This is a genomic window from Vulcanisaeta souniana JCM 11219, from assembly GCF_026000775.1.
Lineage (GTDB): Archaea > Thermoproteota > Thermoprotei > Thermoproteales > Thermocladiaceae > Vulcanisaeta > Vulcanisaeta souniana.
The window spans coordinates 1756904-1779962 of record NZ_AP026830.1 but is presented as its reverse complement, the minus strand read 5'-3'; the positions used below and the strand labels follow the sequence as shown (position 1 = coordinate 1779962).

Below are 23059 nucleotides of genomic sequence, written 5' to 3'. Positions count from 1 at the left end.
AACGTAATATTATCTTCATGGCATTTCATGTAGGTATTGAGTCTTTAAGGGGTTATTACTGGACCTGATTAACACGTGAAATATTGCACTCATGTAACGTCATAATTAATATCAAATCTTTACCATTTAATAACGGCATTACCACGTAATGAGACCCTCGAGGTTGTGTAGCTCGATTGGCGTTAGGTATTGAATCCTTAATGCAGCAATTTTGTTACCTAAATCGCAGGAATTCATGGGACTCAGACCATGCATGATGCCAGCCATGTAAGCAGCATTAAATGTATCACCAGCGCCTATTGTTGTCGCTGCATTACTCACGTTATAAGGTTGGCATTGATGAATTACTCCATTATGTACCAGGGCAGCGCCATTACTGCCTAGCTTCACTACGGCAATAACGTCAGTACCACGTGTGGTGTTAGCTAAACCATTTATATCACCAAATAACCTCCTCATCTCCTTCTCATTTATAAAGACGGTACTTACTGACTTAAGGAGGTTAATCATGAGGTCCGTATTACTAATGGAGGGTCCCGTATCGAGGAATATAGGGACTGAGTACTTACGGGCAATTCTAATTACCTCTGCGAATACTTTGATAATGTCTCTCGTAAATGAGGCATAGAAGCCATTGATAAATACAGCCCTCGAATTCCTGATAATATTCTCATTAATATCATTAATAGTTAGTTCCTTACCAACGCCTAGGTAACCCATGAATGCGTGGTCATCAGCGTCAATTATATTATTGGATATTGTTACGAAACCACGCACCCTTTTTATAAATCCCGTGTGCACGCCGACGTCATTAAGGTACTTAATGAGTATGTCGGAGAATGGGTCATCACCAACCCTATCAATGACTGCGACCTTAAGGCCTAGTTTACGGGCTACTATGGCCGTTGTGCATGCACCGCCGGGTGATAGGGCAATTATATCGGATACGGCAACGTCACCAGCCTTAATAGGTAATTCCCTAACCCTATAATAAATATCTAAGACGCAGTCAGAGATTATCATTAGGTCAAATTTATCCTCATTATTACTCATGTTCCCACGCACTAATACTAATTCCCTTACCAGTCTCAGCACCAATTAAGTACCAGGTAAGGGATGCCGCAAAACCAACACTGAATATTGCGGTCGCCAATACTAAGTATGAGCTCACTGGCAGGTAAGATGATAGGAATATCACAGGTATTGAACCACCCAATGACATAACCCTAACAGCCGCGGTGTAGGAGCCCCTGCGCCTCGTAACCCAATACTCAGATTTTAGTGCGTCCTCGGTTAGGAAGTATGTATTTACGAGTATTGAAAATAGTATGAAGAGCGCCCAGAAGATGTATTGATCGTTCACGAGACTGCTAATTAGTGATAGTATGAGTATTGAGGTAATTAGGGATCCTAACGATGAAGTGAGTAATAGTAACTTTCTACTAACCTTATCGGCAAACATGCTCACTGGTATTCCGGAGATGAAGGACGCCACCGAGAAGGTGAAAATAAGCCAATTAGTAAGGTTAGGGAAGTAGTAGGGCCCGAAGGTTAATACCATTAATGTGAAGCCCGCTGTATATGACCAGCCAATTAAGCCACCAATCACTATCCTAACTGATAATGGTGGTAACATTACTGATGTACGATTACCTTCCTCCTTAATTAAATCAGGCCACTGACCCTCGGGGATTACCTTCCTAGCCCTGAGCCAGTATTGTGATTCAGGAATTAATGACCTAAGTAGGTAAAGCACTGGGATTATTATGAGTATTGTCAGCCCAAGTGCGAGTTTTTGAAGCACTACCGATGTTATGTTTGCCAGGGCTAGGGCCGTTGCTAAGGCACCGCCGAAATTCGTAAAGTTAAGTATTAAGTAAACAGCACGGCTCCTGATGCTACTTGGGAAGTATTCATGGGATGAGATCATAACCGTATTATACTCACCTCCAACGGCGAGCATTAGTATGGCTATGGAAAACAGCAATAATGCGTAGTTAATACTAAGTATTAGGCTCACGGAACCCACTACGTACATAATCAACGATAAGTAAAGGCTCCTCTTCCTACCAATGGCATCTGAGATAGGCCCCATTACGGCACCGCCGATTAGTAGCCATAGAGGCGGCCAAATAGATAGTAGGGCAATTAAGGCTCTTGGTACCGAGACCCAGCCAGAGGCTATGTAGGCTATGGAATATATGTAGGCCTCAATCGTGGTACTTATGGAAAACACCGTGAAAATTAGTGCATGTATCCTGCTCCATTTTTCGTACCTAACCATCATGATAGGATAATTATCCTATTTATAAATAATTCCCAAATGAACTTATGGATGAATTAAGGTATTATTTGCGTAAGAAATATTAATTCGTTCATAATCATTAATAAATAATGGATGTTTCGTTGATTTTGGGTGTTGTTGGGCCTGTGGTTACTATAGTTACGATTTTGGGTACGACGCTTTATTGGCTCGGTGGTAAGTTTAAGGAAATTGAAATGAGGTTTAAGGAGATTAATGAGCACTTCAGGCAAATCGACGAAAGATTCAAACAAATCGACAAAAGATTCGAAGAAATTGATGGTAGATTTAGGGAAATTGATAAGAAGTTTGAAAAAGTTGACGATAGGTTTGATAGGCTTGAGAGGGATTTGAAGGGTTATGTGGACACCAGGTTTGGTGATCTCAAGGGTTATGTTGACTCGAGGATTAATGAGTTGAAGGGTTATGTTGATTCAAAACTTATTGAATTTAGGAATTACGTGGATGGAAGGTTTAATAGGCTTGTCAATATTATCACTGGTCAGAATGAGTTCATTACTGAGTTCCTTGGTTTTAGGGGTGTTCTTGATAGTAAGGATGTGAGTTTCGTTAAGGCAGCATTACATAGCATGGTTGTTGCGGCCACTAACCCACCTACGGAGGCTGAGAAGAGGAGGTTACTTGAGCTTATTGATAAGGATGAGTTGACGCTGGAGGAGGCTGATGAGTTATTGCAATTGGCTAGGAAGTTCGTTATGGAGTATGGTGATAGGGGACCTGATGTTTGGAAGATGTTGTGGTACGCGTCCGTGATGCATGGCATAACGCTTAGGAAGCTTGAGGAGAAAAAGTCGAAGGAGGGTCAAGGAAGGAGTCCCAGTGGATAGTTAGGATTTTTAATTACCTGGGTTCGTTGGTTCTCCCGTGAAGCTTAACTTTGGTAAGGATTGGGTTGACTTCGTGGTTGAGAGCGAGGATGACCTATACGTCATTTACCTGCTAATTGATCCGGGCGACGTTATTTATGGTTGGACGGTCAGGGAGTTTAGGGGTAGGGAGAGTTCCAGGGGTGAGAGGATTAGGATCTACGTTGGCCTTAGGGTCGAGGACCTTGAGTACCATGCATTCAGGGGTGTGCTTAGGGTTAGGGGTGTGTTAATAGAGGTTCCTGAGTGGTTTGAGGGCGCCAAGGGTAGTCACCACACGATAGAGTTGTCCTATGGGCTTGAGTATAGGTTGGTTAAACCGGGCGGTATTGATAGGGAGTTCATTAGTAAGGTCCTGGAGACGTTTAGTGGCGCATCAATAAGTGTGTTATTGGTTTCGGTTTCCATGGAGGAGGTTGCCGTCGCCCATATCCGTAGGTTTGGTAGGGAGTTGCTGGGGTCAATACCGATACAGGGTGGTGGTAAGGAGGGGGAGGACTCACTTGATAGGTTTAGAAGATCCCTTAGGAATGCGTTGACCCAGATCAAGCAGTGGGCGCAGGTTAGGAGGCCGACGCATGTGGTGGTTGTTGGTAACCATATGACTCTTTCGATGGCTAGGGACGTGATTAATGATGAGTTGGGTAAGTTGGGCATGCCCATTATTTATCATGAGCAGGGCGAGGGTGGTTTGGCCGGTGTTTATGAGTTTGAGAGGGTTGGTGGTGATGTTCTTAGGAAGCTGAATATTAGCCTTGGGCAGGAGTACGTTGATGAGGTGTTCAATAGACTGGGTATGGGTAATGAGTTGGTGTCTGTTGGCATTGATGAGGTTAGGAAGGCACTTGAGTTTGGTGCCGTGGATACATTAATAGTACTCGACGAGACATATAAGGAGAGGGGCGGTGAAATGAGGGAGTTAGTTAGTATGGTGCTGAGGACGAGGGCTAGCCTCGTGATAATACCATCAAGTACCGAGGGCGGTGAGAAGCTGAGGAGTATTGGCGGTGTCGCCGCATTACTAAGATTCCCTATTTCCTCTCGATCTTAGTTGCCTCGGTCTTTGGTGATCCTTGGCTTATTATCTGTGTTATCTTATCGTAAGCCTCCAGGATAAGTACCATTGACTTAACCAGTTCATTTATTCTATCAATGTCCTTGGCCTCCTTGAGCTCATTATTAATCATCATAAGCCTCTCATAGAGTGTGTCCCTAATGTCCATAAGGCCATACCTAATCATGACCTCCTTCTCCTCGGCATCAGACCTAACAATGACTACGGGCCTATCACAATTAGCGCAGTAATACTCACCTGTCTTCAACTTAAGCAACGGAGTACCGCAAACTGGGCATGTATAATTCGTCAGAGTCGCTCCGGTCCTAATTAATTGAGCCATCTTTTTGGCGACTAAGTCCCTACTACTGACGCTCACGTTGACCAAGTTAGTGCCACTTGTTTATAAATCCATCGAGTGGCGTTTAAGTTAGGTATTTAAAGTAATGAAGTTGATGGGTTAATTGATGAAGAGTGACATGCCGACTGAAGGATGAGGATTCCTGGGGTATCTGATTCCACTTGCACATTTTACGCCCACAGGTTAATTAATAACCCGATATTATCTAATTAACCCGACCGTAGGTTCTTCCAAGCCAGTAACCACTTGCTATGGTCTTTCCTATTGATGGTTGATTCCTGTAGACACCGTTTATGACCACGTCAGCCTTTACTGAATTCTGCGACCCAACAAACTCAACACCCAACTCCCTATACCTCTCCATCAATAGGTAAGCCCTTGCCCTATCGAGATCCCTGAACACGTTTTCAGTGACGTAAACCTCATTATACCTAGCCCACTCAAATACGTAATCCTGATAAGCATATAGATTAGAATCAAGGAGTATCCTCAAACCCCTATAATCCCTAAACTCTGGCTGGCGTTCCTTAGGCACGGCATAAATAACGTTATCTCCATCATCCTTAAACTCCATATCAAGATAAACCTTAACGCCCAACCTCTTCAACTCCCTCTCGTAATAGTCCATGAGCCTCATGAGCTCAGCCCTCTTATACGGATCCCTGATCTCATTAAGTTGTCCACCAAGCCTATCAGACTTTTCGTAAAGCCTAACATCAAAGCCCCGTAGAGCCAATACACGGGCTGTCTCCATACCCATTAATCCACCACCAACAACGATAACTTCACCAGACCCATTGAATGGTAGGGGAAGTAATTCCCAACCTAGCTCTGGATTAACATCACACCTAACCTCCCTAGTGGCTAATAACCTACATGATTGATTACACCTAATACATGGCCTAATCGGCATGCTAAGCCTGACCTTAATAGGCCAGTCAGGATCAGCAAGTAGTTGCCTACCGAGGACAACCACATCGGCAACCTCAAGAACCCTCTCGGCATCCTTGGGTGTAGATATAGAACCAACTAGGAACAGCGGTAACTTGGTCACCGCCCTAACAACCCTAGCCTCATCAATAAAGCTCGGTCTCTTGTAGTAGAATGGCATTGAACTTCCCAATGGCCCATCCCTACCAGCCGATAGATGAACGTAATCAAGTAATCCCTCAACCCTCCTAATGATCCTGGCAACCACCTCTGGTGTCAAGCCCTCCCCGTCGAACTCAGTAACTGATATCCTCAGGCCAATGGGTATGGATACAGCGTTCCTAACCTCTTTAATTAGCTCCTCAAGGAATACAACGCCATCCCTATACCTATCATTCCTCTTATTTACGGCAGGCGATAGGAACTGGGCTATTAAGTATCCGTGCGCTCCATGAAGCTCAATACCATCAAAACCGCTCCTTTCAGCCCTAATGGCCGCCTTAACAAAATCATTAATGACCCTATTAATGTCATCCTCGCTCATCTCCCTAACCGGGTCAAGCAATGGCACGTTAGAGGGGGCTATCGGCGTATTGCTCCATATTAAGTCCCTCCTGGTCTTCCTACCAACATGAACCAACTGAACGAATACTTTGGTACCAGCGTTATGAATAGCCTCCGTTAGCCTTGCAAACTTGGGTATTAGGTCATCGCTATATAGGCCGAGTTGGTTCGGCGTACCCCTGGCATCAACCCTATTTACGTAGGTATACTCAGTTATTATTAAGCCGGCGGAGGCCCTCCTAACGTAATACATTACTAACTCCTCCGTTGGGTAACCCTCGGGTGTTGCCAAGTTGGTGGCCATTGGCGACATGGCAATCCTATTACTTAATTCGACACCACCCACTGTAATCTGCTCAAACAATTTATTAAATGACATGGCTCATTACGTTAAGCATAGTTAGGATATAAAGCACCTGCCCCTATTCATAAATTGTTAATCCTTACGATCCTTGAAATTAACCGGGATAAGTTAATAATGGGATGTTGGTAATGCCAATACGTGGAGTATAGGGTATTTGGCAAGACTGGTGTTAAGGCGTCCATAATAGGCATGGGCACGTATTACGACCCGGGCTGGATAGTATTATCAAGGCTCGGTATAAGGCCCAACTACGAGAGAAGGCTCAAGGCCTTAAGAGTTGGTATGGAGGGAGGCATTAATTTCATAGATACGGCGGAGATATACGGGTCAGAACCACTGGTTGGTGAAGCTATTAGGGGTTTTGACAGGGAGGAGCTGTTCATAGCCACTAAGGTCTGGCCAACACACCTCAGGTACAACGCAGTCATTAAAGCTGCGAAGAAGAGCCTTAAAAGGCTCGGTGTTAAGTACATAGACCTATACCAAATACATTTTCCGAATAGGAGGGTCCCAATCACGGAGACCATGAGGGCCATGGAATGCCTAGTCGATAATGGCTTAATAAGGTTCATAGGACTTAGCAACTTCAACCTTGGCCAAGTCATTGAAGCCCAGAATGCCCTGAAGAAGTACGAGATTGCCTCTATCCAAATGCCCTATAGCCTGGTAGATAGGAGAATTGAAAATGACATAATACCATACACAAGGAAAAACGGCATGGCAGTGATAGCATATTACCCACTTGGTCATGGTAAACTAATCAGTAGGTTTCCAAGGAATGCCCTGGAAACGATAAGTAGGAACCATGGACCAAAGACCGTGGCCCAAATAGTGCTTAATTGGATAATTAGTAAGCATGAGCATGTATTTCCAATACCTAGGGCCTCGAATCCTGACCATGTTGGGGAGAATCTAGGCGTTGCTGGTTGGAGGCTAACTGAGGAGGAAATTAAGTACCTTGAGGGCATTATTTCTTGAGTTGTTCGTTAAAGCGTTATTATTTTAAAGCGCGTCTTAATCACGAAGTGCTAGATGTCATCTGTTCAATTCAATAAGATAATGTTCTGGAATGAAGAGGGTGTTGGAGTTATTGCTGTTAATAACGGTCCTGAGAACGCTATTGATCTCGATGTACTGGCGCAATTAACTATGGCATTGACGATGGCCAATAATGATAATGGAATTAATTGGGTAGTTATAACGGGGACTGGTGGTTCATTCCTCACCGTTGGTGTACCCTGGGATTCAATAGTGCCTAACTATGCATCAATCAAGGAGTTGATAAGGGGCATCAAGGCACTTATCTCGGTTATGTCCGTGATGGATAAACCCGTGATAACCATACTCAATGGGTCGGCACTGGGTTTAGGGATGGAGCTAGCCCTGGTGAGTGACTTAGTGATTGCACCGCCTGACGTGTATATGTGTTACCCAGAGGGCATAGTTGGTATACCAATGCCCCTTGGAGCCAGGATTGTTCTTAAGAAATTACCCAGGTATAAGGCGATAGGTGTTCTCACGGGATCACCACTGGCAATCGCCGAGGCTGTTAATTATGGGATTGTTCATGTGGTTAATAGGGAGAACCTTTTTGGTGATGCCAAAACGATCATTAAAGGCTTGAAAATACCACCACTCATAAGGCATCAGTTGGTTGATTGGGTTAGGACAAGCATCAACGCCATTGACTCGCTGTATCTAGATGCGCTATCATCCGTGTTGATGGACCAAGGTAGACGCGATGAATTATTAAAGGCTGTAAAGAATGCCAAATTAAAATGCATCTCTAGGTATAGAGGTACTTAGTTATTTTAATCATGAGGAATTAAATAATGACTATCTTGATTGGCTAAACGTAATTTACATAGAAGTAATTAAATATCGATGCAGACAGCAACAGCAGTGCCGCGCCCCATGAAACACCTATGAATGGCCCATCATTTATTGGGCTTAGGATCAGTGATAGAGCAATGATTATTATCGCTAATATGGCCGTTACATAACCAATGATCGACGCTGTTGATTTACTCAATATCCATGAACTAGATTTGTTATTGCCGGCCTTACCCCCGTTAAACGCATTACCCCTAATCCTTACCCAGGATCTATGAGTTGCATATATACCGGTTATTACTATTATCAATGGCGGTAGCATAACGAGCGCAGCCCATGAAGGATTAACGGGCACGCCAGGCTGTATTGCGCTCCATACGCTCAATTCAATGAGCCAAATCAAGCCAATTAACGCCAATGCTAGAATGCCTGGCCTATCGAGCGGATGCAATTTTTCGTTTCTATCAAGTGCGGGTATTATTAGTAGTATTATTAATGGCGCTATCATTGATAGGACCTCATCTATCTTAAGCCCAAAGGGCATGTCAAGCATTTTATAAATGAATAGGAAGAACCAGGGTGGGTAAGCAGGCACTGCGGCTGCCTGTGGACTCGTTGGTGAGGGCCCGGGGTATGGAGAGAAGAGTATTGGTATGCTTGGATAAATGCTAGGTAGCGCCAGTATTGATGGTATTAGTATTATTATGCCCCAGATCATGAGTACGAGAGCAGCCATGTAGATGAAGTTCCTGGGCCACCAGGGTGGTAAGTCCTTGCTATTCTTGTTGATCATGGCTGGAACCTTATATCCAGAATCCTTAAGTCTGGGCATTAATCCATTCTCTTCGGCCAGGTAGAAATGTAGTAGGAATAGAAGTATTATTGCGGCTGCAATCGTGATGTGCCATGCAAGAAGCCTTGAGAAGAGGTCGAGTTCCGTGCCGTTACCGAAGGCAATGGGTATTAATGATTGCATACCCAATGCCGTTAATAACCCCCTACCCACATCCACAGCGTCAGCTGCCAATACATCCCCAGTTAATGAATACCCAATGAATGATACACCAAGCGTTAATACGAATAGCAGCACACCAAGGATCCATTGAAATCCCCTGGGTTTCTTATAACCACCTTTAAGCATTACATAGAGTCCATGCATGTATACGGCAAATATCATGATGTACGCGCCGTATAGGTGCGATGACAATATTATTGAGCCGAATGACACGTTATGTAGTATGGACATTGTCGAATCATAGGCATTACTTGGTTCGTAATAAAATAAAAGCAGTAACCCAGTTAATACTTGCCAAGCGAGCGCGCTGGCGGCTATCCCGCCAAGCCAATACTCAATACTAAACATGTAACTGGGCACGCCCATAAACGGTACATCCTTAAGGTGAAGAAGTTCGGCAAACCAGTCAGTGAGGTCTCTCTTATTACCCATGTGCATCACCCCGATATAGCTGGGTTGGTATGTGTTGTAATGGTTGTTGTGGTACCACTTATTGGCGATCCACCTTGTAAATCACCCAATGGATTGTTGACCGTGTTTTGCGTTGGGTTATCGTACCCTGGGTGTCCGTAGATCACCGGCCCCATCATCTTGATGGCATATAGTTGGTCTGTACTCGGGTCCCACTCCAGGACGGCGGCGGGCAATGGCCTAACCGTGGGGCTGGTAACCACAGCGCCACCCAAATAAGGATCATAGGTAGAACCATGGCATGAACAGTGAAGTACCTTATCCTTGGGCCCCAATGCTGTGATTGCTTTATACCCAGGTGGGTAGAATGTCATCTCGGGGAATGTGCAGCCCAGGTGCTGGCAGATAGCGCTGAAGGCAACTATGGACTTGCTAGGACCGACGCCGCCAGGGAATTCATACTTAACTCCATTCTGTGGAATGATCACTGTGGTTGGCGGTATCTCAACCGGTTGATTATTATCATCACCGAGGTTTAATAGGAAGTTTGGCTCATTGTTGAGTGGGTATGGGAATAGGGCTATTGTTGGTTGGGCATTAACAGGTAACTGGCTCGCCTTTATTGGGTTACCATTCTCATCAACGAGCAATAACCTTGGAAATGAGCTAATGCCTATTGATGGCGGAATGAGGTACTCAAGTCCCCTAAGCATTCCAAGGACAACGGCGGCACCAGAAACGAACAATACAGCCCTAAGGAAATCTCTTCTACCCATAGACAAACCACTATTCCCCTCGCTCATCATTAACGTTATTCATTACTTGCTTATAAGTTTTACTTAAATGCTTTAATCCCAATTTTATACCAATTTATATCTAATTAATACCTATTTTTATTCCTATATCAAAATATGATAAGACTTAAATACTGGGATTAGCCCTAACTCATGATGAGGATTGGGCTAAGACTGACCACAATACTCGCGATAGTTCTGGTCATAATAGTGGGTGTGCTGGCCATGGTATACCCAATACCGCTTGCGCAGGCTCCATCCGGCATCGTGGCATATAAAGTTGTTGGCAGCGCCAACTTAGCTGCACCAGGCACCGAGAGCTTCTGGAAGGAAATACCTGCGTATAACGTATCTCTTGTACCCAACCTCTCAACTCAGATGCTGCCAATTAGCTACAACGTACCAACATCGGGACTGGTACCTTACGTATTAGTTAAGGCTGCGTGGAACGGTACAGACATATTCATCCTACTAGAATGGCCAGATCCATATGGACCAAGCTATGCTGGTCCTGCCTCAATTGCTGGTCCTGGCCACTGGCCCCTTGTTTATAATCCAAATGGGCCCCTTAACATGACATTCTTAAAGTTATTAACCAGTACGTTCCATAAGAAGTACTTCGTAATTAATGCAAGTTACGCAGTGATTAAGGGTTCTCCAAGGCCTATGGAGTATGTACTTGCCTACTTAGCTCCCCATTATGGCGTCTACTTCTACGGATACTACGTGAACGTAACAAGTGGTCATTATTACCCCGATAGGGCGGCGATAATGTGGTACATGGGTTCACAGCAAAACCCAAGTGATTGCATGAACATAGGTGCCGGGCACCCAAGCTATCAAATACCTGGTGAACTCGGTCAACTCGCACAGGCTTATTTAGGAACCAATGTAGTGGAATACACGGGTGGTTCACTGAGTTCCGGCGCAGCCAATATTTGGGAGTGGATTTCTGGGGCCACTGATCCACAGGGTGATAACTTCAACTATTTTACTAACGTAACGTGGGATGTAGAGAATGGCATCGATCCGGCAGCCGCGCAGCAGTTCGCATCGAATCCGCATGGCTTCTTCATAAACCTATTTGATAATCAGACGGGGCTTTATGACGTAGGTGATGGGGGTATTTGGTATCCAAATGCCACCGGCCCTGAGCCCGGGTATTTCAGCGAATATACTGGCGCTGTTTATGAGAACGGGTATTGGATGGTGGAGTTTGTTGGACGACTATCAGCGCCAATGCCTGACACTGTGAACCTGATGCCGGGCCAGACATATGATGTAGCCTTTGCAATTTGGTTTGGTAAGGCCGGTGAGACCTCCTGGGATAAGTCAATATCACCAAGCTTTATACCACTGACCATATCAACCTCGTCACCACCATCGCATGCCGCATCGGTAATACCCACGGCCGTTTTGACTGTAGCTATAATAGGGATAATGGTTGCCATAGTGGCCGTAGGTCTCGTATATTACTCAATAAGGAGGAGAGGGTGATTAAATCAAATGGATATTAATATTATTAACAAGGGTAAAAATTACAGTTATACTCATGGATTACTTAGCAGAGATCAAACAATATTAATGGTATTATTCTCGGTGTTATTTCTCCTCTATTTCATATTTAGGGAATTCTTATTCTACGTAGCGCCATTCATGCCAAGTACTGGCATTAATATGGTTGACCTGGAACTTATCGGTACATTCTCAGTATTTGGCCTTGAAATCGTTATACCATTCATGCTATACCTCATCAAGGCGCCGCTCAGTGGGGTTTACTTCATAATCACAGTGCTAATGCTATGGGGAGGCACGCTGCTCAGTATTCTCTACCCAATGTATTATATGAGTATTCCGTGGGTAATAGGTAGTCTTATTTATGTTGCGCTAACGGTATTATCATTAATAACCCTGATCTATGAATTAAGGATTAAGTCACTACCATTAATACCGCTAATTCTTCTTCAATTAGCATCCTTAATACTATATATTGCCAACGTACTAACTGAGTATTTCGCATTACCTCTAGGTGATTTAAGTCCATACTTTGTCTACCCAATGCTCTACCTGGCGGGTATTGGCAGTATAGCGCTCCTCATATACAGTACATATGCATTAATTATTGAGGGTAAAGTTAATGCAAGGTTGATTTTAGGTTATGTGGCTGCGGCCGTGCTCAGCGTATCAATGGCGTATCCTCTTTACACGCTTACTATGTACAATGGCTTCATGTCTCACATAATGTCAATGGTATTCGCCATGGGCCTGGGAATACTGTCTCCTCCATCCTCAATGCCGTTGATTGCTGTGTTTATGGGAATATACACGTACTCGATAATTGCCTTGGTAATAAGTGGTATAATGAATAAGATACCCATGTATTACCTAGTTGCTGTTGCTTCACTTATCTACGTAACCACCGCATTCATAGAGCACGCGATAATCGTAATCTTCGCCTCAGTACTAACAATAACCAATTTAATAATATACTTAAACATTATTAACAAGCCACGGGAAGTGGGTGATGGTCATGCGGGTGTTTCATAGGTACCTAATTTACGTAACTAGGGACGTAAATGGGAGAGCCAAGTATCCTGGTTCAGTAAGGCTGTGCAATAATGAGGGAAGGACTTTGAGAGTGAGGTTAAGGTATGGTGGGCCGTTCACGAGGACAAATCTCGAGAATTACATCACTTACATAGCGTTGATTAGTAATGATATTATGGTGAGTAACAAGTCCGTTGAGAGTAAGATGTTTCAGTTAAATCCTGGCGAATGCATGAGCTTTGATGTTGAGTATGAGGTAAGTAGTGAATTAATGGATGCGTTGGATTTCGTTAAGCTTAAGATGATTAGTGATGGTCTGCTTAGTATTGGTGGGTTTCAATTTGATGTGGTTACCGAGAGTTAGAATCCAGTTTTAAACTCTCCTTAACTAGAACATACAACTCATCCCAGTGCTTATAGGCATTATCATTAATGAAATAAACATCCCCATACTTCAAGCCAAGTCTTTGAACTAGGCCGTTCTTCTCAAGTAGTTCCAGGTGGTGCTTAATTGTTTTATAGTCCATGTTCAATTCCTTAGCAATCCTATTGATATTGGTTGGTCTCTCCCTGAGTAGTAACAATATCTTAGACCTTATGGGGCCACCCCTTGATTCAACGAGTAACCACCTAATTCTTGCGTACATGGGGCATGTATGTATCACTCCATCAGAGGGCGTATTATCGCTCATTCTATCATTATTTGCTAAATCATCATCGCTCATCTTGCCCACGAGTAGTGCTAGGAAGGGTATTATTAAGTCTTTAAGGAGTTCACTAACTACCATCATTAAGGCTTAGATCATGGATTAGTTTAAATGCTTAATTATATGCATAACAATGTATTTATATTTATTTTTATTCAAATTAATTCATTTAAATTTAAATAGAAACATTTATAAGCATATGCATTTATCGCTTACTGACCAAATATGTGTATGCCAAGTCCTTACACGACCAAGAAGAAGAGTAAGGAGGATATGAAGACTGAGGATAAGAACAAACAAGAGGTACAAGATAAGGAATAGGCATTAATTAAGCTCAATCAGTGCCCCCTTTAAAATTTATACCTACCTACTGCATTTTTACCGTGTAGAGATTGCATAATTCCCCTTGCCTTAAATAGCCCCTATCTATGGAGGGTGAGTGGTTCGGCAATGAAGATATTGATTTTAATCACTAGTTCGGCATTGGATAAGTTGCTTGCATTAGGCACGATAGTCCTTGGCGCAGTGAGTATGGGTCATGATGTAGCAATATATGCCACGCAATCGGCATCCTTTGCTTTCCTTAAGGATTATGCTGATAAGATCAGCAATTACAGCGGTGATCCCGCACTGAGTGGGTTGATTAATAATGTTGTTAGTGGATATAATAATGCCGTTATTAATGGTAGATTCTTCAAGTGGTATGAGATGATTAGGCAAGCCAAGGAGATTGGCAGTGTAAGGGTTTATGTCTGTACCCAGCCCTTTGAGTTGGCTGGTATTAAGGTTGGCTTGGGTGATTTCCTGGGCATCGTAGATGAGTTGGTCATGATTGGTAAGTACATTGAGCTGCTTGAGTGGTGTGATAAGTCGGTCTCGCTGTGAATTTGAATAAATTTATTTAAATTTAAATGAATACTAAACTGTGCAAAAACAGCACTGATTTAATGCTATATAAAGTGTACGTCAATAGTACTGCTGTGAAACTCATGAAGGTAAATAATGACAGATACATATTGGACGCCAGGGGCTATGCCTGTCCATACCCGCAGGTATTCACACTAAAGGCGATTAAGGATCTAAGTAGTGGTTCGGTAATGGAGGTTCTCGTTGATAACCCAGCGAGTTGCGATAATGTTCCAGCGGCAATTAGGAAACTTGGTCATGAAGTACTTGAGGTTAGGCAGGAGGGTAATTGCTGGAGGATTGTGGTCAGGAAGCGGTGATCATGTTGAGTAATGAGAGGATTAGGGACTTCAGGGAGAGGTTAGATAAGTACCTGGGATTAGGTATTAACCTGCTATCACTTGCCATTGGCTGTTCGGTTAAGGTTGATTTATACGATATACTATACCCGGCACTCTCATTGGTTGGTAATGAAATAGCCAAGCTTAACATAGAGATTCAACCCAGGGAGGACGTAGCCGTATTAAGGAGCAATGGTGACTATTCATTGACAAGGAGAATATATAACATAGATGGCAATAATATAAATAAGGATGAACTGACAAAAATCAACCCATCAACAGCATTACTACTACTGCAGGTGCATCAGGCACGTGCATCATCGCCAAGGGAATTCGCGGGCTCAATAATAAGCCTATACAGGCAATTGGGGACTTCGCCAACTAAGATTAGGATTGGTAAGGGTCACTCAATAGTTTCGACCAGGGAGAAGGCTGAATTCGCCCTAATTGATTTCATAGGTACAAGGACAGGTAATGAATATTTATTGGCTAATAATGATACTATACAAATAATTGACCCAACGGAGGACCCAGGCAGTTATAGGCAGGTGGCTACTGCCGTAAGCAATGCATTGAATGACCTGTTCATAAAGGGCGTCTATAGGGATATAACGATATACCCAGTCTATGATGCGCCAATTGAGGAGTTAAGGGAGAAGTTGATGAATAACTATAGGGAGTTCAGTGGTAAATGGAACTTTCAATTAGATTCTGATGTTCCGCAACCAAGGGTTAATTACCTACTAATGGGTGCCACCGTTGTTGGGTTATTGGATAAGGAACCACCGATGTTTTACGATAATGTTAAGGCTGGCTTTAAGGTTCTCGTTACTAGGCCGTTTGGTGAACTTTCAATTATTTCTACGTATCTGACGGCGCACGTAGATGAATCATTAATGGATGAATTGGAACGTGATGTCATGGGTATTGATGAACTTGAGAAATTGAAGGTTAAAATAATGGAAACTCTCTCAAGACCTAATATCGAAATAGCCAAGGTATTGAATAAATACCTACCCGAGCTCGGTGAGTCATTTAAGGATGACGAGCACATAGCAGGTACAATAGATATATCAGGACCTGGCATATTCGTGTTTAAGGAATTAGCGGAGCAGGCCAATGTGGACATTGCCCTACACAATATACCACTGATTTCCCCCGAGATCGCAAGCTTTGCCGCTGGGCATTACATAATTACTGATGCCACGGCAGGTACAAACGGCGCAATAGCCATAGTGGCCAGCAAAGACGTTATTGACTCAATAATTAAGGATTTAAGGGGAATTGAGGGTACACAACCCATGGTTATTGGTGATGTCATAGGCAAGGGAACAGGGAGACTCTTTGTACCTGATTACATAACAAAATACATTACAAGTAAGTCTTTATTAATGAAGTTAACGATGGATATTGATGTATTGAGAAGTTTAAGGAGACAGCAGGTTAGGTGCGAGAAGGTTAGGGTTGAGGCTAGGGTTTTTGGTGATGTACAAGGCGTTGGCTTTAGACCAACACTACGTAGGCAAGCCCTGTCCTTTGGTCTGACTGGGTATGTCAGGAATTTGCCTGATGGTTCTGTGGAGGTTGTGATTGAGGGATGTAGAGAGGACGCAATGGCACTTATTGAATGGATTAGGTCAAGCCCTGTCGGCAGTGTTGATATGATTAATTACGTAGTTAGGCAATACAATGGTGAATTTGTTGATTTTGAGGTAAGGTAATGAAAATAGGTGCCGTATGGCATTGTGTTGTTTCTTTCCATTCCTAATTAAATAACCTGGTTCCACAGATCAGCTTTTTAAGTCTATCTTGTTTATTAAAAATGTGCATATAATCATATTTAATTTAAGTAAATATTAATGCTAGGCCATGAAGTATGGACAGCACAATTGATGTTAGGGGACTTCAATGCCCAACACCGATAAACGTGGTATCCAACGCAATATCCAAGGCGGAGATTGGATCCGTATTAACAATACTCACTGATGACTTCATATGCTTTATGATGCTACAGAGGGTTTTGAGGATACTTAATGTGGAAATTAAGGAGACAGTGCAATTGGATGAGAATAATTATAGAATAGTCGTTGCAAAGTCCCATGAAATTTCCTAATATCACCACTATCCCATTGCTCAAATACAGTACAGTTTTAATACCACAGGTTACAATCCTTTTAATGGTTACGATTGCATTCAAGGTGTTCTATGATGGTTCCCTATTTAATGGGTTTACAGGTAATACTGGATCAATTGAGTATTATCTACGGAGGGCAATTAGACGATTTGTAAAGGACTTCACACTGAGTAAGGCATCTAGGACTGACCCTGGGGTTAGTGCCGTTGGTAATGTGGTCTCGATACAATTCTCTGATGGTCATAAGTTGACACCAGGGATGTTAAACTCGAGGTTACCGCATGGTTTAAGGGTTTGGGCATGGGCTGAGGTAAATGATGAATTCAATGCGAAGATTGCGGTTTCTAGGACGTATATTTACGTAATGCCCTGGCTTTATGAGGATGTTGATTTAATGAAGGGTGCGGCGGAATTGTTTGTGGGTGTTCATGACCTGTCGAATTTCCAGGTTAAGGAGAGGGGTGTGCCGACCACAGTGATGATAAACGGTGTTAATATTGAGAGGTATGGTGATTACCTAGTGCTTATTATTACTGGCAGGGGGTTCAGGAATAAGATGATTAGGAAGATTGTTAATGCGATTAGGATGGTTGGGCTTGGCACCCTATCAATCGATGAACTGAGGGATTTAATAGAATTCAAGGTTAAAAGGCCTGTTCCTCCTGCGTCGCCGTATGGTCTATTACTGTTGAATGTTAATTATGGTAATAGGGAGCCCAATTGGTTATTGTGTCCTGGATGTCTTTCCTACGTGGTCAATTACCTCGGTAATAGGTGGTACAACTCTTTGCCTAATTTATTTGTAATTTTAAAAATTCTTCATGAATTTATGGACATAAATAAATTATTTAGTCGTATTTAAACATAACATGAACCAAATGTTTAAATACCAAGTAAAATAATGTACAAGTGGGGTTTTTGTGGAGTATTTTGATATTGAAACGGCCTGCAGGGAAGGCTTTGGTGAGAGAAAAATAGCCTCCATGATTCAGCAACGGATTGATTCCCTATCTTGGGACTTAGATCAAAATGAGCAGGAATTCCTTATTAGCTATGCATATCAGGATTTAAGGTATTACCTCCTGTATAGGCTTGGTTTAATTAATGCGAATGATGAGAATGCTTCGTTTGAGTTGTGCAAAATGATCTTTAAAAACGAGGAATTCATAACTAGGATTGTTGATGAATGGTTCAATTGGTGGGTGGTTAAGTGGAGACAAAGGGTTAGGCTAGTGTTCAATGAGAATGAGCAGAAGGAGACCAGTGAGAATTTAAGTACCATGGTTAATATCGATGATGTGCTTAATAATGTACCAAAAAAGTTAATCGAGAGGTTACGTAAGGAAATAGTGATCGAACTTATGAAGCAAAACGAGATCTGTAGCCTTGATGTTGTTTCGGACTTCATACTAAGGACGGCCTTCAGTGAGGCAATCAATGAATATGGAAAGGACGAATTCCTAAAACTATTAACAACCAACATAACGAAAATACGACTAAGGATACTGAGGAAGATAATGGAGATAAAGGATTCAAAACAACCACTTGTCATCCTTAGGATTAGGATAAATCCATCACAACCATACCAAGGAACACCATAGAGGTATGTACAGCAAAGCGTACAGAAAAGGAATGATTAGGGTAGCCATTGCATACCCGTCAACCGCCAGAATAGCGCTTCAATCATTATCCATACACATAATCAGGAAAATACTGGGTGAGTATTCAAATGTATACACGGATTTCGTATTCATGGGCAATGACGGTAGATCTATAACAAAGCAACTTAGGGACTTTGACATTGTTATATTCTCTGTGCATTATGAACTTGATTACCCACGTATATTAAAAATGATGGAGGTAAGTGGTATAAATCCATTTGGTTTTCAAAGGACCGCCAACGACCCATTAATAGTAATGGGTGGGCCAACACTAATGGCAAATCCTGAACCCATGTCGTCCTTCGCTGACATAATACTCATTGGAGATGCCGAGGTATTAATCCCTACGCTCATTGATTATTATATGGAATATGGTAAGAATATTGAGGAGTACGCTAACTTAGTGGGTTTTTACGTCCCGTCGCTTGGTAAGCATACCGTAACTAAGGCTTTCGTAAGGGATTTATCATACTCAATAAAATTGGTTCATGATACTGCAATTGAGTTAAGTTACGGCGGCGCTAAATCATTATTTAATAACCTAGCTGTCCTTGAGGTTATGAGGGGTTGCCCGAGGAGTTGCCTATTCTGTATGGAGGGTTTCGTTAGTAGACCAGTTAGATTTGCCGATGTTACTGCAATTAAGGACTTAATTCTTAGGGATGTAAATAGGGATAGGAAGTTAGTTAATGGGGTAACGTTGGTGGGTCTCTCCGTAACTGATCACCCAGGTTTTAAGGAGTTAATGAATTTCCTCGTAAATGACCTAGGGTTAAGTGTTTCCTCCCCGTCTTTACGCGTTGACTCATTGGATAGAGATGCCATTAGGTTAATTGCGGGGGGCGGTCAAAAGGTCCTTACAATAGCGCCAGAATCAAGCGAGAGACTAAGGAGGGCGTTGGGCAAGGGATTTTCAGATGACGATATTGCCAGGGTTGCCATGGACGCGATAGACGCTGGTATTAATCACTTAAAATTATACTTCATGGTTGGGTTGCCCGGCGAAATTTATGATGATATAAATTCAATAACCAACCTATTACTAAGGCTCCGTAGGCTAGGTATTAAGTTCTCACTCTCGGTTAATCCATGGGTACCTAAACCCCATACACCATTGCAATGGCTACCCATGGCTGGTGATGATGTAATCAATGACCGAGTTAAGGCCTTGAGGGAAATACATACATACACCGGGTTCTCAACATATAGTGCGTTTGATGCCAAGGTTCAGGCATTACTATCACTCGGGGACAGGGATATTAGCGACTTGATATTTGAGGCGTCATTAACGAGCCTAGATAGGGGTTCCTGGAGGAGGCTGCTTAGGAAGTATGAGGGTTTACTTAGTAGGTATGTATATTCATGGAAATCCCTTAACAGTGAACTACCCTGGAGCCACATAAGGATTCCAGGTATTGATGAGGGCAATCTTAAGTCAATGCTCCTTAGGTATGTTAAGGAAGTTGGCATAGATCTTCCGACTCAGCACATAGGTTAACCCATAATAGTTATTAAACGGGTAAATATACTGACCAGGAATGAGTAAGCGTAGGTTTGAAGTGGCGCCATTAAGTATTTACGGGGCCTCAACAATAGGCGTCTACATATTTACAAATAACGCATTCACTGTGGTACCCATGGACGTCCCAGACAAGGTGATTAATTCCATAAGGGATACCCTGGGTACTACGGTAGTTAAGGCATCATTGGCAAAGTCACCATTGATCGGGATTTTCATCGTGGGTAATGACAATGGCGTATTGATACCGAGTATAGTGACTGAGGAGGAAATTAATGAGTTGGAAAAGGGTGGGTTCAGGGTGTCGGTAATACGTACAAGGTATACAGCAATCGCCAACCTAATACTAACGAATAATAAAAAGACCGTTGTGTCGCCAATAATTGAGAAGGAATTCATTAATTTAATAAGGGATACATTGGGTACCGAGGTTATTATCGATGAGATCTGCGGTACATACCTGGTGGGCTCAATAGCTGTGGCAAATGACAGAGGCGTTCTACTAAGTCCTGATGCTAAGGACGAGGATGTGAAGAAGGTTAGGGATTACTTCGGGTTACCTGTCAGTGTAGGCACTGTCAACAGGGGTAGGAGTTTCCTGAGGAGCGGTCTCGTTGTTAACAATAATGGCGGTTTAGTTGGTAATGACACCACTGGTTTCGAGATAGTAAGGATCATGCAAGTACTCGGTGGTGAATAGGACATTAAGGGGGACTAACGCAGTCTGTCCCTTAATGAGGGCAGAAAACTTTATTAGGGTCTTTTGAGGAATTTTGTTGACAGTTAGGGACAAATGTCAGAGAAGTTGTTAAAATCCAAGGAGTTCTGTGAAATTGTTGGGATTAGCTACAGGACTTTCAAAAGGTGGGTAGCAGAGGGAAGAATACATGTTGTGCGGACTCCTAGCGGTAGGATAAGAATACCTTATTCTGAGGTTGAACGTATTCTCGGAGGGAAGACAGGGGCTGGAGAGGTTAGGGCTGTTATCTATGCTCGTGTTAGTTCCTCAGACCAGAGGAGCGACTTAGAGAGGCAGATACAGCATCTAACACAATACTGCTCTGCCAAGGGATACAGAATTATAGATATTCTAAGCGATGTTGCCAGCGGTCTCAAGACTGATCGCAGAGGATTACTGAAGCTTTTCAACTACGTTGTTAACAGGAAGGTAGATGTTGTAGTTGTAACCTACAAGGATAGGCTCACAAGATTTGGTTTTGAGTATCTCGAACACTTCTTCAGACAGTTCGGTGCAAGAATAGAGGTTGTTTTTGGTGAAGAGCCTAAAGACGCTTACCAAGAGCTCGTAGAGGACTTGATTGAAATTGTAACGTCGTTTGCTGGAAAGCTCTATGGTATGAGGAGCCACAGGAAAAAGAAGCTTGTGGAAGGCTTCAAAAAGCTCCTAGAAGAGGTGGAGAAGAGTGAGTAGAGTGGCAAGAACTGTTATTGTTAGAAGCACTTCATTGCCGAGGAAGGTGTTCAATGTTTTTGTTGAGCTTGAAGGTATGTACCGCAACATGGTTGAGCAGCTGACGATGTTTGCTGTTAGAAACGATGTGAAGAGCTTTACGAAGCTGAAGGCGTTGAAGTACCGCGAGATGAGAAACCTCTATCCACAGTTGCCATCGCACTACGTCTACACTGCATGCCAAGACGCTTCTACTAGAGCTAGAAGCTTTCTGAAGTTGAAGAAGCATGGATTAGCCGAGAAAGAGTATCCAGAGGTTAGAAGTGTTAGTATTTGGTTAGACGACCACCTCTGGAAGCCCAATGGATTGACCTATATTGCGGTGGTGACTCATAAGGGATGGGTAACAATAGAGATTGAGCCACACAAGCAGTACTGGAGATACATCAATGGGGGGTGGAGGCTAGCTTCTGAAGCTAAAATAAAGCTTGACAGGAGAGATAGGAGGGTCATAATTTATCTAACCTTTGTTAAGGAGGTTGAAGAATATAAGCCTAGTGGATATCTGCCTGTTGATGTTAATGAGAACAATGTAGCGGTGCTTATTGATGGAGTAGCCCATCTCTTTGAGACCAATACCGAGAAGCTCGTTCTCGGTTATTATTACCGTAGGAAAAGGATGCAGGAAAGGTATGATAAGCTCTATGGGGTGACGTCGAGGATTAAGAGGAGAATTATGGGGAGGCTCAAGGAGAGGAAGAGAAAGGATGATGTAAGGTGGAAGATCGCTAACATAATTGTTAGGTTTGCTCATGAAAAGCGGTACGCTATTATTCTTGAGAAACTAGGTAAAAAGCCCGCTAGTAACATGATTAAGAGGATAGGGGATAAGCAACTGAGGCACAGGATTTTCCAAGCCTCGTTTAGAGGTGTTCAGAAGGCTATTGAGGAGAAGGCAAAGGAGTATGGTGTACCGATAATTTATGTAGACCCGAAGAACACCTCAAGATTATGCCCAATACATAGTGCCGTAATTGTCTATAGCAATAGCTCTAGGGTTGGGAAGTGTAGCAAAGGTGGTGAGCTATGGCACCGTGACGCAGTTGCTTGTTGGAATCTCCTTCTTCGAGCCCGCCTAGGCGATGGGAGCAATGCTCCAAGCCTAGGCGGGTCAAGCGTAGATGGGAGCCCCGTGCCGTTGGGCTCGACCGCCACCCATGATCCCATAACCCTACCAAAAGGGTTATGGGCGAGGTGGAAGTCCCTAGAGGTGACCCTAAACAACCACAAAATGCCGAGAACGACCCTCTAGGGACAA

General features: G+C 43.1%; 24 protein-coding genes. 17 read left to right on the top strand and 7 right to left on the bottom strand.

The genetic code is table 11. The annotated features are described in order from the left end of the window. Positions 1 to 138 precede the first annotated feature (138 nt). Both Vsou_RS09570 and Vsou_RS09565 read right to left on the bottom strand, forming a co-directional pair. Positions 139 to 1053, bottom strand: a complete 915-nt coding sequence (locus tag Vsou_RS09570) for a carbohydrate kinase family protein (RefSeq protein WP_054843554.1) — start codon at positions 1051 to 1053, stop codon at positions 139 to 141. After that, entirely contained in the window at positions 1046 to 2284 is a 1239-nt protein-coding gene (locus tag Vsou_RS09565) for an MFS transporter (protein WP_188603656.1), read from the bottom strand. The genes Vsou_RS09570 and Vsou_RS09565 overlap by 8 nt, the downstream gene beginning before the upstream one ends. Before the next feature lie 110 nt (positions 2285 to 2394). Between Vsou_RS09565 and Vsou_RS09560 the strand changes: the two genes are divergently transcribed. Next, positions 2395 to 3150 carry a hypothetical protein gene (locus Vsou_RS09560; protein WP_188603657.1) on the top strand — a complete coding sequence of 252 codons (756 nt, stop codon included), beginning with the start codon at positions 2395 to 2397 and terminating at the stop codon, positions 3148 to 3150. Positions 3151 to 3187: 37 nt separating this feature from the next. Then, positions 3188 to 4240, top strand: a complete 1053-nt coding sequence (locus Vsou_RS09555; protein ID WP_188603658.1) for a pelota family protein — start codon at positions 3188 to 3190, stop codon at positions 4238 to 4240. Here the strand turns inward: Vsou_RS09555 and Vsou_RS09550 are convergent. Next, complete coding sequence (locus tag Vsou_RS09550) at positions 4221 to 4622, bottom strand: Sjogren's syndrome/scleroderma autoantigen 1 family protein (protein ID WP_054843549.1); 402 nt, start codon at positions 4620 to 4622, stop codon at positions 4221 to 4223. The two genes, Vsou_RS09555 and Vsou_RS09550, sit on opposite strands and share 20 nt — an antisense overlap. Before the next feature lie 187 nt (positions 4623 to 4809). Next, positions 4810 to 6477, bottom strand: coding sequence for an oxidoreductase (locus Vsou_RS09545; protein ID WP_188603659.1), 1668 nt, complete (start codon positions 6475 to 6477; stop codon positions 4810 to 4812). Between the two features lie 123 nt (positions 6478 to 6600). Between Vsou_RS09545 and Vsou_RS09540 the strand changes: the two genes are divergently transcribed. Further along, complete coding sequence (locus Vsou_RS09540) at positions 6601 to 7440, top strand: aldo/keto reductase (protein ID WP_188603660.1); 840 nt, start codon at positions 6601 to 6603, stop codon at positions 7438 to 7440. Between the two features lie 54 nt (positions 7441 to 7494). Further along, positions 7495 to 8268: an enoyl-CoA hydratase/isomerase family protein gene (locus tag Vsou_RS09535; RefSeq protein WP_188603661.1), complete on the top strand. Its 774-nt coding sequence runs from the start codon at positions 7495 to 7497 to the stop codon at positions 8266 to 8268. A 43-nt stretch (positions 8269 to 8311) separates the two neighbouring features. On the opposite strand, the gene Vsou_RS09530 is transcribed toward Vsou_RS09535, so the two are convergent. Next, positions 8312 to 9742 carry a cytochrome b gene (locus Vsou_RS09530; protein ID WP_188603662.1) on the bottom strand — a complete coding sequence of 477 codons (1431 nt, stop codon included), beginning with the start codon at positions 9740 to 9742 and terminating at the stop codon, positions 8312 to 8314. Positions 9743 to 9747: 5 nt separating this feature from the next. After that, complete coding sequence (locus Vsou_RS09525) at positions 9748 to 10524, bottom strand: Rieske 2Fe-2S domain-containing protein (protein ID WP_188603663.1); 777 nt, start codon at positions 10522 to 10524, stop codon at positions 9748 to 9750. Between the two features lie 147 nt (positions 10525 to 10671). Here Vsou_RS09525 and Vsou_RS09520 point away from each other — a divergent pair, with 147 nt between their 5' ends. Genes Vsou_RS09520 through Vsou_RS09510 form a run of 3 tightly spaced genes read left to right on the top strand, consistent with a single transcriptional unit; the run spans position 10672 to position 13426 of the window. Then, entirely contained in the window at positions 10672 to 12012 is a 1341-nt protein-coding gene (locus Vsou_RS09520) for an ethylbenzene dehydrogenase-related protein (protein ID WP_188603664.1), read from the top strand. A gap of 9 nt (positions 12013 to 12021) precedes the next feature. Then, entirely contained in the window at positions 12022 to 13062 is a 1041-nt protein-coding gene (locus Vsou_RS09515) for a hypothetical protein (RefSeq protein WP_054843548.1), read from the top strand. Continuing rightward, positions 13040 to 13426 (top strand): hypothetical protein, encoded by a 387-nt coding sequence (locus tag Vsou_RS09510; RefSeq protein WP_054843547.1) that lies wholly within the window; start codon positions 13040 to 13042, stop codon positions 13424 to 13426. The genes Vsou_RS09515 and Vsou_RS09510 overlap by 23 nt, the downstream gene beginning before the upstream one ends. On the opposite strand, the gene Vsou_RS09505 is transcribed toward Vsou_RS09510, so the two are convergent. Next, the gene (locus tag Vsou_RS09505) at positions 13413 to 13853 is read right to left on the bottom strand and encodes an ArsR/SmtB family transcription factor (protein ID WP_229709870.1); all 441 of its coding nucleotides are present in this window, start codon (positions 13851 to 13853) and stop codon (positions 13413 to 13415) included. The two genes, Vsou_RS09510 and Vsou_RS09505, sit on opposite strands and share 14 nt — an antisense overlap. Before the next feature lie 366 nt (positions 13854 to 14219). Between Vsou_RS09505 and Vsou_RS09500 the strand changes: the two genes are divergently transcribed. From Vsou_RS09500 to Vsou_RS09455, 10 genes are all read left to right on the top strand, one after another. Continuing rightward, positions 14220 to 14654, top strand: coding sequence for a hypothetical protein (locus tag Vsou_RS09500; protein WP_188603665.1), 435 nt, complete (start codon positions 14220 to 14222; stop codon positions 14652 to 14654). Between the two features lie 62 nt (positions 14655 to 14716). Further along, complete coding sequence (locus Vsou_RS09495) at positions 14717 to 14995, top strand: sulfurtransferase TusA family protein (protein ID WP_229709871.1); 279 nt, start codon at positions 14717 to 14719, stop codon at positions 14993 to 14995. A 2-nt stretch (positions 14996 to 14997) separates the two neighbouring features. Next, positions 14998 to 16737 carry a SelD-related putative sulfur metabolism protein gene (locus tag Vsou_RS09490; protein WP_229709872.1) on the top strand — a complete coding sequence of 580 codons (1740 nt, stop codon included), beginning with the start codon at positions 14998 to 15000 and terminating at the stop codon, positions 16735 to 16737. 155 nt (positions 16738 to 16892) lie between these two features. After that, complete coding sequence (locus tag Vsou_RS09485; protein ID WP_188603666.1) at positions 16893 to 17129, top strand: sulfurtransferase TusA family protein; 237 nt, start codon at positions 16893 to 16895, stop codon at positions 17127 to 17129. Between the two features lie 64 nt (positions 17130 to 17193). Then, on the top strand, positions 17194 to 18012 hold the full coding sequence (locus tag Vsou_RS09480) for a tRNA pseudouridine(38-40) synthase TruA (protein ID WP_188603667.1): 819 nt from the start codon (positions 17194 to 17196) through the stop codon (positions 18010 to 18012). Between the two features lie 58 nt (positions 18013 to 18070). Further along, on the top strand, positions 18071 to 18751 hold the full coding sequence (locus Vsou_RS09475; RefSeq protein WP_054843578.1) for a hypothetical protein: 681 nt from the start codon (positions 18071 to 18073) through the stop codon (positions 18749 to 18751). Between the two features lie 4 nt (positions 18752 to 18755). Continuing rightward, the gene (locus Vsou_RS09470) at positions 18756 to 20309 is read left to right on the top strand and encodes a B12-binding domain-containing radical SAM protein (RefSeq protein ID WP_264890705.1); all 1554 of its coding nucleotides are present in this window, start codon (positions 18756 to 18758) and stop codon (positions 20307 to 20309) included. A 40-nt stretch (positions 20310 to 20349) separates the two neighbouring features. Then, positions 20350 to 21030: a translation initiation factor IF-6 gene (locus tag Vsou_RS09465; RefSeq protein WP_188603669.1), complete on the top strand. Its 681-nt coding sequence runs from the start codon at positions 20350 to 20352 to the stop codon at positions 21028 to 21030. A gap of 93 nt (positions 21031 to 21123) precedes the next feature. Beyond that, positions 21124 to 21762 carry an IS607 family transposase gene (locus tag Vsou_RS09460; protein ID WP_188603670.1) on the top strand — a complete coding sequence of 213 codons (639 nt, stop codon included), beginning with the start codon at positions 21124 to 21126 and terminating at the stop codon, positions 21760 to 21762. Beyond that, positions 21755 to 23053: an RNA-guided endonuclease InsQ/TnpB family protein gene (locus Vsou_RS09455; protein ID WP_229709873.1), complete on the top strand. Its 1299-nt coding sequence runs from the start codon at positions 21755 to 21757 to the stop codon at positions 23051 to 23053. Before Vsou_RS09460 ends, Vsou_RS09455 begins: the two co-directional genes overlap by 8 nt. Positions 23054 to 23059: the final 6 nt, after the last annotated feature.